Source organism: Collinsella sp. AM15-2 (genome assembly GCF_003471985.1).
In the GTDB taxonomy this organism is placed as follows: Bacteria; Actinomycetota; Coriobacteriia; order Coriobacteriales; family Coriobacteriaceae; genus Collinsella.
This window is the reverse complement of the sequence record NZ_QRKO01000008.1, coordinates 38,420-53,401: the sequence shown is the minus strand read 5'-3', so window position 1 is coordinate 53,401 and position 14,982 is coordinate 38,420. Positions and strand designations below refer to the sequence as shown.

12 protein-coding genes are annotated in these 14,982 nt (G+C 60.6%); 1 reads left to right on the top strand and 11 read right to left on the bottom strand.

Features of this window, described 5'->3' with window-relative positions:
• Nucleotides 1-131: 131 nt before the first annotated feature.
• Nucleotides 132-1,271 (top strand): DUF389 domain-containing protein, encoded by a 1,140-nt coding sequence (locus tag DW171_RS05095; RefSeq protein ID WP_118270627.1) that lies wholly within the window; start codon nucleotides 132-134, stop codon nucleotides 1,269-1,271.
• Nucleotides 1,272-1,396: 125 nt separating this feature from the next.
• Here the strand turns inward: DW171_RS05095 and DW171_RS05090 are convergent, their stop codons facing one another.
• The 11 genes from DW171_RS05090 to DW171_RS05040 form a co-directional block, all read right to left on the bottom strand.
• On the bottom strand, nucleotides 1,397-1,846 hold the full coding sequence (locus tag DW171_RS05090) for a hypothetical protein (protein WP_118270626.1): 450 nt from the start codon (nucleotides 1,844-1,846) through the stop codon (nucleotides 1,397-1,399).
• Nucleotides 1,847-2,116: 270 nt separating this feature from the next.
• Nucleotides 2,117-3,076 carry a 3-hydroxyacyl-CoA dehydrogenase gene (locus DW171_RS05085; protein WP_118270625.1) on the bottom strand — a complete coding sequence of 320 codons (960 nt, stop codon included), beginning with the start codon at nucleotides 3,074-3,076 and terminating at the stop codon, nucleotides 2,117-2,119.
• 211 nt (nucleotides 3,077-3,287) lie between these two features.
• Nucleotides 3,288-8,069 carry a 2-hydroxyacyl-CoA dehydratase gene (locus DW171_RS05080; RefSeq protein WP_118270624.1) on the bottom strand — a complete coding sequence of 1,594 codons (4,782 nt, stop codon included), beginning with the start codon at nucleotides 8,067-8,069 and terminating at the stop codon, nucleotides 3,288-3,290.
• An 11-nt stretch (nucleotides 8,070-8,080) separates the two neighbouring features.
• Nucleotides 8,081-8,791, bottom strand: a complete 711-nt coding sequence (locus DW171_RS05075) for a TetR/AcrR family transcriptional regulator (RefSeq protein WP_117584131.1) — start codon at nucleotides 8,789-8,791, stop codon at nucleotides 8,081-8,083.
• Between the two features lie 121 nt (nucleotides 8,792-8,912).
• The gene (locus tag DW171_RS05070; protein ID WP_117855565.1) at nucleotides 8,913-9,770 is read right to left on the bottom strand and encodes an HAD-IIB family hydrolase; all 858 of its coding nucleotides are present in this window, start codon (nucleotides 9,768-9,770) and stop codon (nucleotides 8,913-8,915) included.
• A 115-nt stretch (nucleotides 9,771-9,885) separates the two neighbouring features.
• Complete coding sequence (locus DW171_RS05065; RefSeq protein ID WP_118270623.1) at nucleotides 9,886-11,148, bottom strand: MFS transporter; 1,263 nt, start codon at nucleotides 11,146-11,148, stop codon at nucleotides 9,886-9,888.
• A gap of 100 nt (nucleotides 11,149-11,248) precedes the next feature.
• The gene (locus tag DW171_RS05060) at nucleotides 11,249-11,911 is read right to left on the bottom strand and encodes a TetR/AcrR family transcriptional regulator (RefSeq protein WP_158571018.1); all 663 of its coding nucleotides are present in this window, start codon (nucleotides 11,909-11,911) and stop codon (nucleotides 11,249-11,251) included.
• A 74-nt stretch (nucleotides 11,912-11,985) separates the two neighbouring features.
• The gene (locus tag DW171_RS05055) at nucleotides 11,986-12,324 is read right to left on the bottom strand and encodes a P-II family nitrogen regulator (protein ID WP_118270621.1); all 339 of its coding nucleotides are present in this window, start codon (nucleotides 12,322-12,324) and stop codon (nucleotides 11,986-11,988) included.
• Between the two features lie 156 nt (nucleotides 12,325-12,480).
• Nucleotides 12,481-12,984, bottom strand: coding sequence for an ammonium transporter (locus tag DW171_RS05050; RefSeq protein WP_118270620.1), 504 nt, complete (start codon nucleotides 12,982-12,984; stop codon nucleotides 12,481-12,483).
• Between the two features lie 198 nt (nucleotides 12,985-13,182).
• Entirely contained in the window at nucleotides 13,183-14,202 is a 1,020-nt protein-coding gene (locus tag DW171_RS05045; protein WP_233539105.1) for a putative ABC transporter permease, read from the bottom strand.
• A 3-nt stretch (nucleotides 14,203-14,205) separates the two neighbouring features.
• Nucleotides 14,206-14,763 (bottom strand): HD domain-containing protein, encoded by a 558-nt coding sequence (locus DW171_RS05040; protein ID WP_118270619.1) that lies wholly within the window; start codon nucleotides 14,761-14,763, stop codon nucleotides 14,206-14,208.
• Nucleotides 14,764-14,982: the final 219 nt, after the last annotated feature.

Sequence of the window (14,982 nt, the reverse complement as noted above, 5' to 3'; positions counted from 1 at the left end):
TTGCGAGGCGTTGCTAAATGCAGGCAAAGCCGTCTGGACGCCCCATCCCGCGCCCCGGAATCCGTTCCACTTGCCACGGTGTAGAGTAATAGCAGCAAGCGCAACGCGGCCCGTGCTAGAACGAGGTGGACATGGAGCTCGACAAACAACAGATCAAGCGACTGCGCGAGCGCCATCATCGGCGCCACGGCATCCGCCCTGCCCATAGCGAGGCCCTGGAGAACGCCGGCCGTTTCCTTAAGCAGGCATTCAACATTCGCGAGGGTCGTGCGCCCTACCACGTGATCCGCAAGCGCTTTGTAAACGGAGCACGCCTGACTGGCTCGCACTTATGCATCCTGATCATCGCCATGCTCATCGCGAGCATCGGCCTCGATATCGACTCGGATATCGCCATCGTCGGCGCCATGCTCATCTGCCCGCTCATGGGCTCGGTCCTTGCCATGGCATATGGCATCGCCACGCTCGACCGCGAGATTACCGTCGAAGCCATTGCCGGGCTTGTCTTGCAGATGGCCTTCTGCCTGATCACGTCCACGCTGTATTTTAAGCTCTCGCCCCTTGGCACCACCACGGCCGCCATCATCGACAATTCGACACCCACCGTATGGGACCTTGCCGTCGCGCTCGCAGGCGGCTTTGCGGGCGGGCTGGGCAACTCGCGCGACCAGGAACCCGCCACGCTCATTGCCGGCGTAGCCGTGGCGACCGCGCTCATGCCGCCCCTGTGCGCGGCGGGTTACGGCATCGCCATCGCGAGCGGGTCGCTGTTCCTCTCGGCGCTCTACGAGTTTGGCGTCAACGTCGTCTTTATCGCGCTGGCGGCCGAAGCCGTATTGCTTCTTTTACGTGTACCGCTCAAGCGTGACCTCAACGGCGACGGCATTGTGACTGCCGAGGAAAACGCCGAGGTCGACGAGCTATCGCGCAAGGTGCGCCGCCGCATCATCGTGGGTACGGTGATCTTTGCCATCCCCTGCATCGTCATGACCGCGGGGTCCATTGGCTCGGCGCAGGCCGGCGTGCAGGACGGCTACGGCGTCACCGAAACTACGCGCGAGCTCGCCGCGGTACTGCCGGGCTTTAAGGATTACACCGTCGCCGTCGAGACCTCGGCTACCGAAGGCGAGGAGGAGGGTATCGTCGAGCGCGAGATTGTCGCCCATGTGACGACAGACGAGGCGCTTGGGGCACACGACCGTCACGTCGCCCGCAAGCTCATCGACCTCAACGTGCCTGAACTCGATCGCGTGGAATTTGACGTGCAGTGATGCCGGCGCGGGATGAATGCTCGCACGGACGCAAGCTACGACGAGGCGCAGACGCGATACGGACACGAGCAAATTGCGGGGTGCAGTTCACACCCGCGCCCCGCTCGCCTTTTTATTGCCGTGAATCAACTGGCCGGATCGACATCGCCAGACTCCACCGTAAACGCAGGTTTGGTGCTCACCAGATAAAATCGGGTCACTTTGCTATCTCTAAATAGATAGAGCTGGCCCTGCTCGCGTCGGCGTGACATATACGCCACGTGGACCGTACCGAATTCTTCGCCGTTTTCCTTCTTTAGCATCAGGATGTTGGGGTCATCCGTACGCTTAAACTGCCCGTCAACGCTGCTTCCGTCTTTGTTGACCAGTTGCCATCGACAGCCATCCTCCTCAAGAAAGGCCAGGATTTCCAGACTCGTTTTGTCATCCCGATAGTAACCATCAATGGCAAACCCTTCGGAAGCGCATTCCTGCATATAGGACGTTTCTCGGCTTATAGCAAACAGCCCCGTAGCGCCCAGGAACACAGCCAGGCAGACCACTGCAAGGGTTATCGAAATAGCACGGCGGCCCATATTAACCAGCCCGATAGTTGTTTAACGGAGCGCGAAACATACTTGGCACCTCCGATATCAGAGCAAACGTCTTCCGCAGCCCGGCGGCAGTCATATGTTTCCAACATCAAACCATATGGCAACCACTCGCGAGAGGAGTATCGGCGAACGGTGCATTTTCGCGCCCCATTGGTCAAACGCAAGCGCGTGCTACAGCTCTTGCCCGATCAATTCAGATTTTGTCGCATACTACCGTAGATCCCCAACGCTTCCACCCCCAAGAGATCATTTTTAGTACTTGAAGAAGCCCTCGCCCGAGCTTTCGCCCAGCTTACCTTCGTCGAGCATCTGCTTGAGGACGGATGCCATAGCCTTAAAGTTGTAGGGCATCATCATCTTTTTGAGCAGCGGGCTCACCAAGCCCGGCACCTTCTGATACTGCATGACGATGTTGTAGGCCGTCTGGATACCCACCGTGTCGAATACGCGGAACGGGCCCTTGGGGGCACCGGTGCCACGCGTCCACGCGAGGTCGATGCTCTTGGGATCGCTCACGCCCGAGACATACAGGTCAAGGCCCGAAAGCAGCCACGGCACCAGCATGGAATTGAGCAGGTAGCCGTTCTTTTCCTTGTTGACGGGCAGCGCCAGCATGCGGATGTCGTTGGCAAAGTCGACGAGCTCGTCGAAGTAGCGTTTGTCGGTCTGGTCCTGCGCCATGACCTCGGTCATGTTGTTCTTCCAGATGGAGTTGGCAAAGTGCAGCGACAAGTACTTCTCGGGGCGGCCGGTGTACTTGGCAAAGGTGCTCGGCAGCAGCGTGGAAGAGTTGGTAACGATGACGGTCTTTTGCGGTAGAACCGGGGCGAGCTTCTTGTAGAAGTCGATCTTTGCCTGGGTGTCCTCGGCCATAGACTCGATGACCAGGTCGGCGTCGGCCACGGCCTTGGCAAGATCGAGCTCCAGCTTGAGCGTGGAGCAGGCGCGCTCAACGGCAGCGAGCGCCGCCTCCTTGTCGAAGGGCTTGCCGCTATCGGCGATACCGGAGCACCACTCGCCCGTGCCGTCCGCCATGCCCTCGATTGCCGCGATGTACTCCTCGCGCACGTGGTCGATCTTGGGCTGGGTGCGCCCGATGCTGCCCTCGCTGCGCAGCCAGATTGTCACATCAAAGCCGCAGTAGGCGGCCTGGAAGGCAATCTGGCTTCCCAGCACGCCGCCGCCGGCAACACAAACGGTCTTGTAGCTCATAGGAACAGTCCTCTCTTGCGTAATTCCATAGATGTGTATTTATTCAACCGTAAGGATGACGCGCGCTGGGGGTGGGTTCCATAAACGGACGGTAATTTGCGGCGAACGGCTACACTTGTTCATTAACTCAGGGTTCCATGTCCAGTAAAAACGGGTGATAGCCGGTACGGCTACCGCCCGTTTGTCTCATATCTAGCCCATAGCGGGCAAGCTACTTCTTAATGCCGCGTCCCAGACGCTTGGCGACCGATGCAACGGCCTCCTCGCTGGCCGGTCCGCAGCTCACGCAGCCATCGTGGGCACGCATCTGGCCGGTGACCTCGTCCATCGCGAGCGGCGCCACCTTCTCGAGCTTAAAGCCCTTGCCGGCGCGCATGTTTTCCTTGGCAACGCTGATCATGAGCTTAATACGGTTGAGCTGGTTGACCTCGGACGCACCGGGGTCGTAGTCCACCGCGACAATGTTGCTCTCGGGATGCTGGCGGCGCAGCTCCTTGATCACGGCCTTGCCAACCACGTGGTTGGGCAGGCACGCGAAGGGCTGCGTGCAGATGATGTTGGGCGCGCCGTGGTCGATGAGGTCGAGCATCTCGGCCGTGAGCAGCCAGCCCTCGCCCATGTTGTTGCACACCGAAAGCACCGTACGGGCCTTGTCGGCCATGGTACCGATGCGCTCGGGCGCCTCAAAGCGTCGGGACTTTTCGAGCATCTCCTCCACCGGCGTACGCATCCAGTCCACGAGCTTGATGAGCGCCTGCATACCAGCGCGCGTGGTAGCAGAGCTTCCCAGCTCGTCCTTCTGCAGCTCGGCATTACTCATGGAGTACAGGAAGAAGTCGAGCAGGCCCGGCACCACGGCCTCGCAGCCCTCGCGCTCAATGACATCGACCACGTGGTTGTTAGCCGTGGGATGGAACTTGACCAAGATCTCACCGACCACGCCCACGCGCGGCTTGGTGCCCTCGCCCACAAGCGGCATGGTGTCGAACGCGCGGATGGCCTCGCGGCACAGCTTGGTGTAGTTATGCCTGTTGAACTTGGGTGCCAGCTTGCGAGCGCGCGCCATGTACTCCTCGTAGAGCGCGTTGGCGGCACCAGGCGTGGCCTCGTACGGGCGGCAGCGGTAGAGCATCTGCATCATCACGTCGCCAAAGAGCACCGCGTAGACTGCCTGCTTAAGCAGCGCCGGCGTCAGCTTAAAGCCGGGGTTGTCCTCGCCCAGCGCCACGGCCGAAAGCGAGATCACGGGGATCTCGGGGTGGCCGCTCTCGCGCAGGGCCTTGCGGATGAGCGCGATGTAGTTGGTGGCACGGCAGCCGCCGCCGGTCTGGCTGATGACCACGGCGGTCTTGGACAGGTCGTACCGACCGCTCTCGATGGCCTCCATAATCTGGCCCGTCACCAAAATCGACGGGTAGCAAATGTCATTGTTCACATAGCGCAGGCCAGCCTCGACGGCATCGTGGTCGGTCGAGGGCAGCAGCTCAAGGTTGTAGCCGGCACCGCGGAACACCTCTTTGACCAGGTCAAAGTGGATCGGCGCCATCTGCGGGCACAGGATGGTATAGCCCTCGTCGCGCATCTGCTCGGTAAAGGGCACCTTGGGCCACGCGGTCGAAGCACTCTCGCGCTGAGCCTCGAACGTGTACTTGCGGCTCGCAAACGCGGGGGCATCCGTGGAGGGCGCCACCGGCGCGGCGTCGCCCTGCTCGTAGGCCTCGCCCGCGGCCGTGGCCTCGGCCAAGCGCTCGGCCTCCTGGTCCTTGAGTGCCGCCATGAGCGAGCGGATGCGAATGCGCGCGGCGCCCAGGTTGGACACCTCGTCGATCTTGAGCACGGTGTAGATCTTGCCACTGGCCTCCAGGATCTCCTGCACCTGATCGGTGGTCAGGGCATCGAGGCCGCAGCCGAAGGAATTGAGCTGGATCAGGTCCAGGTCGTTGCGCATCGTCACAAAACGGGCGACGGCGTACAGGCGACTGTGGTACATCCACTGGTCGACGACGCGAATCGGACGCTCGGGCTTTACCAGATGCGCGAGCGAATCCTCGGTAAAGACCGCAAAGCCAAAGCTCGAGATAAGCTCGGGCAGGGCGTGGTTGATCTCGGGGTCGTTATGGTAGGGACGACCGGCGAGCACGATGCCGTGACCGCCGTGGTCCTCGACCCACTTAAGAGCCTCCTCGCCCATGGTCTGGATGTCCTCGTGGAAACGCGCATCGGCCTCAAAGGCAGCGTTGACAGCGGCATCGACCTCGGAGCGCGTGATCTTGGGCCCACGCACGCGACCGCGACCGGCTTGCGCATCGGCCACACGGTCGACGGCGAGCACCTGGTACAGACGGCGCTTGAGCTCGGTCTTGTCATGATAGGGCACAAACGGGTACAGGAACTCGATGTTCTGCTCGCGGATCTCGTCGATGTTGAGTGCCAACGCCGTGGGGTAGCTCATGACGATGGGGCAGTTGTAACAGTTGCCGGCGGTCGGATCCTCCTTGCGCTCCCAGCGCACGCACGGCATCCAGATAAAGTCGACATCGCGGTCGATAAGGTTCATCACATGGCCGTGGCTCATCTTGGCCGGATAGCACACGCTCTCGGACGGCATGGACTCGATACCCGCCTGGTAGGTCTTCTTGCTCGACTGGTCGGACAGCTGCACGCTAAAGCCCAGGCGCGTAAAGAACGCATGCCAGAAGGGGTAGTTCTCGTACATGTTGAGCGCGCGCGGAATGCCGACGGTGCCGCGCGGGGCCTCGTCGGGGCTCAGCACCTCGCGGTTAAAGAGCAGCTCGTTTTTCTTTTTGAAGAGGTTGGGGGCCTCGGTCTTCTGCTTTTTGTGGCCGGCACCCTTCTCGCAGCGGTTGCCGGTAATGAAGCGCCTACCGCCGCCAAAATCGTTGACGGTGAGCTGGCAGTTGTTGGAGCAACGTCCGCAGCGGACGTGTTTTTGCGTCACGGTGAGGTGCGCGATATCCTCGGCAGAAAGAATGGTCGAGGTGCCGTCGGCGCCGGCGCGATCGCGGGCGAGCAGGGCCGCACCGTAGGCGCCCATGCAGCCGGCGATGTCGGGGCGCACGGCATGCACGCCGGTGAGCTGCTCAAACGCGCGCAGCGTGGCATCGGACATAAAGGTGCCACCCTGGACGATCACCTGACTGCCGATCTCCTTGGGGTCGCGCAGCTTAATGACCTTGAACAGGGCATTCTTGATGACAGAATAGGACAGGCCGGCCGCGATGTCGCCCACCGTGGCGCCTTCTTTTTGCGCCTGCTTGACGCGCGAGTTCATAAAGACCGTGCAGCGGCTGCCCAGGTCGACGGGGGCCTTGGCATGGATGGCGGCGTCGGCGAACGCGCGCACGTCCATGTTCATAGAGACGGCGAAGCTCTCGATAAAGCTGCCGCAGCCCGACGAGCAGGCCTCATTGAGCATGATGTGCTCGATGACGCCGTCCTTGACGCGCAGGCACTTCATGTCCTGGCCGCCAATGTCCAGAATGAACTCGACGCCGGGCAGGAACGCCTTGGCGCCGCGCAGGTGCGCGACGGTCTCGATCTCGCCGGAATCGGCCTTGAGAGCCTCGATGAGCAGCGCCTCGCCGTAGCCCGTGGTGGTCACGTGGCCGATGGTGCAGCCCGCGGGGATGTGGTTGTAGAAATCGGCCATGATGACCTTGGCCGTGCCCAGGATGTCACCGTTGTTGTTGCCGTACCAGGTATGCAACAGCTGGCCGTCCTCGCCCACGAGCGCGGCCTTCATGGTGGTGGAACCGGCGTCGATGCCGATGAACACGCGGCCGGTGTAGCCGTCGAGCTTGCCCTTGGGGACGACCTCGGTGTCGTGGCGACCCTTGAACTCGGCAAAGTCCTCGTCGGTGGCAAAGAGCGGATCCAGGCGCTCGACCTCAGCACCCTGCGTGTCGCCCAAGCTGTCGATGGCCTCGATAAGCTGTGGGAACGTGCTGAGCTTGTTGGACTCGTGCGCCATGGCGGCGCCGCTCGCTACAAACAGGTGGGCGTTTTGGGGCACGATACGGTGCTCCTCGTCCAGGTTGAGCGTGAGGTAGAAGCGGTGGCGCAGCTCGGAGAGATACTGCAGCGGGCCGCCCAGGAAGGCGACGTTGCCGCGGATGGGACGGCCGCACGCCAGGCCCGAGATGGTCTGGGTCACGACGGCCTGGAAGATGGAGGCGGCCACGTCCTCGGGACGGGCGCCCTCGTTGAGCAGCGGCTGCACGTCGGTCTTGGCAAAGACGCCGCAGCGGCTGGCGATGGGATAGATGGTGGTGGCGTTGGCCGCGAGCTCGTTGAGGCCGCTCGCGTCGGTGTGCAGCAGGGTTGCCATCTGGTCGATGAAGGCGCCCGTACCGCCGGCGCAGGTGCCGTTCATGCGCTGCTCGATGCCGTTGTCGAAGTAGATGATCTTGGCGTCCTCGCCGCCCAACTCGATGGCGACGTCGGTGGCCGGGATGAGGGTCTCGACGGCACGCTTGCTGGCGATGACTTCCTGGACAAACTCCAGGTCGAGCCATTGGGAGAGCAGCAGACCGCCCGAACCGGTGATGGCGCAGGTCATTTGGGCAGCCGGCAGCACAGTCGCAGCACCCTCGAACAGGTCGCGGGCGCAGGCACGGACGTCGGTGTGGTGGCGCTGGTACTTGGCGTAAACGATCTGGTTGTCATCGTTGAGCACGGCGAGCTTAACGGTAGTGGAGCCCACGTCGATGCCCAGGTGCAGGTTGCCGTGGGCGTTGTCGGGGTTGAAGATCGCGCCTTCGGGGGCCTGGGCGGCGGCTACGGGCTCGGCGGCGATGACGGGCTCGCTAGCGATGGACGTCTCCCCTGCCGTGTTCTTGGCATCGGCAACTGCCTCGGCAACTTTCTCGGCTGCCGCGGTCGCGGCCTTCTGCGCGGCGTCCACCACGGCGGGCGCGGCCTCGCGTGCGGCAGCGACCATGCGGTCCTTAATGCCCTCGACGAGTTTGCTCATTGTCTCTCCTCTTAGTTGTTGGACTCGACGGTTGCGGCGGTGTCGACCGCGTCCTCGAGCTGCAAGTTCAATAGCTTCATGCCGTATTCCGGCACGTTGATATCGATGGGTTGGCCATACAGGTCGCCGGGGCGCACAAAAGCGAGCACCGTCATAATGCGCGCCATGGCCTCGGGCGATTCGGTGAGCCCACGCTCAAACCAGCGCTGAATCATGCCGACCTCGGCGCTCACGACGTAGGTGACGTAGTAGTCAAAGAACGTGCCCAGCGCCAGGCCCAAAATGCCCGTCTGCGCACGCGGCACCACAGCCTCACGCGCGGTGTCGATAATCCTTTTAATAAAGGCCTGGTCGCCGCCCGGACCCAGCAGCGCACCGATTAAGTCGCGGTTGGCCGCAAGATAACGCAGCAGCTCAACCGAACCGGGCGCCGGCTCGAGCTCATCGATGTTGTGATAGAGATCGGGCAGCTGAGCTGCAGTGATGAGCTCAATGCGCTCACGGATCTCGGCCAGCAAGCCGTCCTCGATTTGATTGATAAAGTCGGGGATATCGCGGTAGTGCGAATAGAACGTGCGGCGCGTAAGGCCGGCGCGCTCGGTGAGCGACGCGACATTAATGCGCGAAAGGTCGCCGCTTTCGGCAAGCTCGCTGGCAAGTGCCTGGCGAAGGGCACGCTGCGAGCGAAGGGATCGGCGATCGCATTTCTCGAGCTGGGACAAGCGTCCTCCTTGTTACTCAGTCTGTGCGCTATTGCACAGTGCGAGTATTATTGCACGCCGTGTGCATCAACACGTAAAGGCAATATTTTGGATGTGGCGAAGGGGCAGTTCCTTTGTCACATTATTCGATGACGGTGCGGGAGTTCTGCTTGCGCATGGTGGCGAGCATGTGCTTGGGGACGGCATGGGCCATGCAACTGCCGATAGTTGCGCTCGCGACGACCTTAGCTGCATCGCTTGCGTTTTTGGTCGCGTAGCTGTGGCGGAAACGCTTGAGCATGGCGATGTCGTTGCCGCCGTCTCCATAGACCGCGACCTCGTCCTCGGCAATACCGTAGTAGCCCGCCAGCCAGGCCACGCTCTCGCCCTTGTTGCATGCCACGTCCGTGATCTCGAACATCACCGGATCGAACGGCGCGTTGACCACACGGTCCGAGCGCTCGGCAAGATAGGCCTTAAGGTCACGCTCCAGCTCGGGCGAGGTCACGCGACAATTGATCTTGCACACGTCATGACGCAAGATGTCGCCGATCGACTGGTCGAAATACTGCTCCTCGTGATAGCCGCCACGTGCACGCATGCCACGCATCACGATACGCTTGATGGGGCTGTCCTTTTTAAAGCCCGCCTGATGCATCTCGAACGATCCACTCGAAAACATGCCATCGGGCGTAGAACAATCAAAACAGATATCCGGAAACTCCTTGAGCAGCTCCTCAGTGATCTGCGGGTCGACGGTCCAGGTTTTGAGCACCTCGCCATGACTGTCGCGCACGATGGATCCGTTGGAGCAGCAGGCGTCAAGCGCCAGGCCTGTAAAGCCATGCTCACCGATCGGCAGCGTCGAGCGTCCGGTCGCGGGAACCACATGCAAGCCGGCCTCGGTCAGCTCGCGAATGGCACGGCGGATAGTCCCGTCTGCCTCGTGCAGGGCGTTAAGCAGCGTTCCGTCTAAGTCACTCGCGAACATCTTGATCATGGGCGTGCCTCTCTTTCGTCTGCACGTTATTTTAGACGAAAGAGAGGCACGCCCAAACAATGCCGTCCCGGCGCGGCGTACCACCGCCTCCACAAATTCACGGTGCCCCAGCGCGTTAAGACAATCGCCACAAGCAACTTTTCAGCCGATAAAACAGCGCCGTCGTCAACGTCAGCACCGCCAGCATGCCTGCGAATACAATCGCCGGTGTCCATCGATCGTATGCGAGCCCGTAAACCAATTGGCCGATAGGCGTTGCGCAGGAAAGGACCATGTAAACGACCGAAAGCACTTTTCCGCAGAGCTCAGTCGGCGCTGCCCACTGAACAAACGCGATGATTTCAACCGACGCAATGCTTGCCCACACCATGACCCATGCCGAACCAACCGCAAACACGGTGAACACGCATACATCTGCGCCGAACAGTAGCGTGACAATAATCGGTACGACTCCTAAACAGATCATCGCAACATATCGACATATGCCATTGAGAGAAAAGCGATGCGGCCAAATGCCGACCAAGCCACTGCCGGTAAGACCACCCAAGCCCAGAGCAACCTCAACCATCCCAACGCAGGACGATTGCATGCCGAGATGCTTTGTAACAATAATGGGAGCGCCAATCGTTAGCCCAACCAACGCAAGGTTCAAAACGGCCGCAAGCAAAATCACGGCGACCAATGATGCATTTTGCAACAGATACCGAATCGACTCCCGAAAATCGTTTCGGCATGTCGTGCGAGTCGCGCCGTCTCCCATCGTTTCAGATGAGGCATTTTGCTTGAGTGCGACCCCAAACAAGAGAGCTGAAATCGCAAACGCCACCGACGCGGTTGTGCAAAGAGCATCGATGCCAAAGCACCCATAGACTGCCGTCCCGACCACAGGACCCAAGATATTGCTCACCATGGTCACCTGCGAAACCAATGCAGTGGCCCGCTCAACCTTCTTTTCACCCGCCATGCGCACCGTCTCAATTTGGAGCATTGGCTTTAGCAGCGATTGAACACCATATTGAACACAAAGTATCGCTACTACGACGACCGCAAGAGGCAACGAGCGCTTCATGGGGATAGACAGCAGCGATGCAGTCATCAGAGCAATGCCGAGGGCCACGAGGACCTCGCGATGTCTTCCCCGATCCGCCAAGATTCCGCCAACCGGAGCTGCGAGTACGCCGGGTATGAACGCTATCGCCACGACGACGCCATATAACGTTGACGATCCGCTGCAATCGAACAAGTAAAGCGGATACGCAAAGCACAGCGCTGACAGCATCGAATACGTGCACAGCTGCGCAACAAGAAGCTCCGTGAGCCTAATTGGCCGCACCATTTTTGGTTCCAACAAGACGCTGACGTCTCTCAGCCCAGCCATAAGTTCGCTCCCTATACATACCGATAGTATGTATTTATCGACTTGAAAAGGGCAGCCGGAGCTGCCCGTTCAAATCTATTACATACCGTTGGTATCTATATTACCACCCGGCGCGGTCCCATACGTCCCAAATCTGCGCCGTTGTCTGAAGCACTTCCTCGCCCAAATCGAGTCCCACCGCGGCAGCCATCTGCGCCAAACATTGAGCGCGAGCGAGCATTCGATCCTTGGTCTCGAGCGGACGGAACAGCGGCAGCAGCCAAAGATTCGCCAACAACGATACGGCCTCAGCCGCTTCGCGCGGGCATTCGCACGCAATGGAGCCATCGTCGATGCCCTCCTCGATCACTGGCAAGAGATAGCCATCGGCCGACTCGTCGAACGAGCCCTGGTACTGCATCGCCAGTAGACGCGAGCTTTTTACCGGATCTGCCGCAGGATGCATGCGTGCCCATAGCTCAATTTGTGGAACGACAGACTCGGGCGCGTACAGTCGCTTGAGCTTTTGGGCTCCGGTCATATTGCCGATACCAAGCGTTGAGCGACGTTGCTCAACAATCGGAGTCATCGCCCGATCAAACGCGGCGTTGAAAATCTCTTCTTTGCTCTTGAAGTGATGATAGACAGCGCCCTTGGTCATGCCATCGAGACGGTCGACGATATCTTGAATGCTCGTCCCCTCATAACCCTGTGTGCAGAATAGCTTCAGCGCCGCGTCGAGAATCTTCGCGACCGTCTCCTCGGGATATTTATTGCGACCCATAATCCGCCCATCCGCAACGCAAGTCTTGTGCCTCATTGCAGCATTTTAACGTTGCGGATGGTAGGCGGTCGATTCTACACCGCGGCGGGGCCGTGTTCGCCGGTGCGAATGCGGATAACCTCCTCGACCGGCTCGACCCAAATCTTGCCGTCTCCAACGGCACCGGTGCGAGCAGCGTTGCAGATAATCTCGACAATGCCGTCGACATGCTCGTCGGCGCAGATAAGGGTGAACTGCACCTTAGGGATCGTGTTGACAAGCAACTCGTTGCCGCGTACGTATTCCTTCCAGCCATGCTGTGCGCCGCAGCCCTGCACCTGGTTGATGGTCATGCCGCGAACATCAGCATCAAACAGCGCGTCTTTAAGAACCTCAAGCTTCTCGGCACGAACAATCGCTGTAATCTTCTTCATAGTGAATTCCTCTCTTCAATAAAAGTAATTGATTTACCTTCACATGGCACGGGTTTTCCAGGTGCCCGAGATTGCCCCGAAAGAGGAGCGCCGCGTACTTCGGTACGCAAGCGACGGTTTGAGGGGCAAGGTCGGGTGCCTGGGAAAGCCGTGCCGCTAATCGAGTCCCGAGAAGGAGGGGTATGCGCTCTCGCCGTGCTGACTCGCATCCAGGCCCAGCGCCTCGTCTGCCTCGTCCACGCGCAGGCTGCCATGGAACAGCGCCTTGACCACCGCGGCGATTGCCAAGTCGAGCACCAACACAATAGCGACCGTCACCACAATGCCCAAAACCTGCGAGATGAGCAGCGACGCGTCGCCCGTGTAGAACAGGCCGCCCTTACCGGTCCACGAGAGCTCCGGCACGCAGAACAGGCCCGTGAGCGCGCTGCCCATGGCCCGACAAAGCCCGCGCCCGGCGTGACCACCATAGGCCAGCGACCAGCCGGCAACAATCCACAGCACACCGACCAGGCCAATGGCGCCAAAGCACATGAGCATGGTGTTGATGACATTTTTGCGCCTGGACAGGCCGCCATAGAAAAACGCCAGACCCGGTGTCATTAAAAACATGAGCATGGTGCAGATGAGCATAAACGTTGTCGATCCCGTATCGTACATTCGCTCCCCCTTGGTCGCATGGACGTTGTCGGCGCCCATAATGCGGCCGAGGGGCAACTGGTGTAGACCAGATACGGCGTTGTTAAACGCTGCGTTGTCGAATGGAAACGGTGCCGCAATCTTGGAAACGGCGCGGCAACGGGCGCGAAACGAACGGGAAATACGCAAGCAAGGGAGCCGTGAGCGCGCCCGTCCCAGCTAGCGCCGGAACAGCTCGCGGGCTCGGTCGCGAAGGTCGGTGGCTCGGATGACGCCCTCGTAGCGGTTGATGCGCAAGCGCGGGAAGGCATTAAAGAAGCGCAGGTCGCGACGGCTGAGCGACACGCTCGGCACCGGACGGCTCATGCGCTTGCCGGCAAGGCGACGACTGAGTGACGGACGCGGCATGCTCGGCGCGGCATCGGCCACGCGGCGGGCAGCGAGTGCCAGGCCGCGAGCACCATCCGCGATAAACGTCGGCATCGAAGCCTTCTCGCGCAGGGCATCGAGCGCGGCGTCACCCAGCTCGGCCAGCCACGCGTTAACGGCACGGCTGCGGATGTGCGTCTGTGTCACCGAGTCAATCGTCGATTCGGGAATGCGCTCGAGCATTGAGTCCGAGGCATCGGCAAGCGACTCGTTGATGCGGTCGGCAAGGTCGGCGCGCACGCGCTCCAGCTGATCGGACAGACGCCGCCAGCTCGCCAACGAGCACACCGCGTCAACCATCATCGCGACCGCGACGATAAAGGCGGACAGCCGCACAATCAGCACCGGCAGATGGCCAAGCAGCCCCAACACCGCCGGCTCCACTAAACGACAAATACACAGCGCACCCAGGCCAAACGCGCAGGCCCAGTACAGACAGATGCGTCCGTGCAGGTTAAACGGCAGGTGCGAGTAATCCCAAAAGCGCGCGCCTGTTGTTTTTTCCAACAACACGCCTACGCTGTACTCAATCAAGCTGCATACGAGCGCCGCGGCAACAAACTGGCTCGAGGCATCCGGAATCCCGCGCAGCAAAAGCCAGCAGGCTATGCCGCCCACACCATAGATAGGGCAGCACGGCCCCAGCAAAAAACCGCTGTTGGCAAAGCGTCCGTGGTTGAGCATGGCGCAGACTGTCGACTCCCACACCCAGCCGCAAAAACCGTAGAAGGCAAACGAGAGCACCAGCGCCGAGAGCGGACAGGCGGCAAGCGTCGCGCCGTCAAATGCCATGTCGATCGCGGTTTCCACCGTCTACCCTCTCCTCTTTTCGTTCGATTCTTTGCTCGAGCCGTCACTCGAGCCCTCGTTCAAATCGTTCGCGCCGCCTTTGCGCGGCAGACGGCCGGCAATCGTCTCGCGCAGCGCGCACCATTTGTCTGCCAAACACACAATCCATGCCTCACGACACGTCGGTGGAACCGGTACCAGCGGAAACATATGGCGCACGATGATATTCCGCTCGCGCGGCGTCAGCTCATAATCTTCTTCCGCACGCGCCAGGGCAAAAAACGGGTGACGAAAGCCATGCAGTCGATGGCTTGGGTCGGGATCGTGCCAGTCATAGAGAAAGTAATCGTGCAGCAGGGCCCCGCGCAGCAGCGAGGCGCGGTCGACCGAAATGCCAGCACGGCCCAAGCGCTCGGCAAAGGACAGACTTGCCCGCGCCACCGAGGTCACATGCGTATACACCGTCACGTCGCCATGCTGGATAAACTCGCGCGTCAGGTCCAGACGGCCCGCCTGTGCCAGTTGACGGGCAGCATGGTCTACTTCGCACGCGATTTTCTCGGCACGAGCGACATCGGACATGCTGTCTCCTTCCAGCGACTCCCGGCGACAAGCCACGGCCTGCACGCATTGAATAAAATCATCATCGAATCTACCAGTATGGCATCAGACAAAACGTTTTGCCCCGCCAGTTGGCGAATTACCGCGCCGCCGTCACATATCAAACGCCAAAATGTGCGAGACTGTTTTGTGCAATTGTGCCGGCCGAGGGAGCGCCGGTGCTCGATTCGCATGGAGTAA